This window comes from Pseudomonas sp. SDO5591_S426 (genome assembly GCF_054070755.1).
This window is the reverse complement of record NZ_JBSVXD010000429.1, coordinates 1-315: the sequence shown is the minus strand read 5'-3', so window position 1 is coordinate 315 and position 315 is coordinate 1. Positions and strand designations below refer to the sequence as shown.

General features: G+C 57.5%; 1 tRNA gene. It reads left to right on the top strand.

Features of this window, described 5'->3' with window-relative positions:
* Positions 1-108 precede the first annotated feature (108 nt).
* Positions 109-184, top strand: a tRNA-Ala gene (locus ACW9JC_RS30445).
* Positions 185-315 lie beyond the last annotated feature (131 nt).

Here is a 315-nt window from a genome sequence, read left to right as displayed (position 1 = left end):
AGGACACCGCCCTTTCACGGCGGTAACAGGGGTTCGAGTCCCCTAGGGGACGCCAGTTTTACAGAAGCGATGTTGCAAGATGTCGCTCCGCCGCGAGGCGAAAAATCCGGGGCTTTAGCTCAGCTGGGAGAGCGCCTGCATGGCATGCAGGAGGTCAGCGGTTCGATCCCGCTAAGCTCCACCAATTTTACAGTTCAAGGTCTGGCCACACCGGCCTTGAATCGATCAGCTCTCAGCACTGATCAGTTGTATAGAAGGTTTGTGTCCCCTTCGTCTAGTGGCCTAGGACACCGCCCTTTCACGGCGGTAACAGGG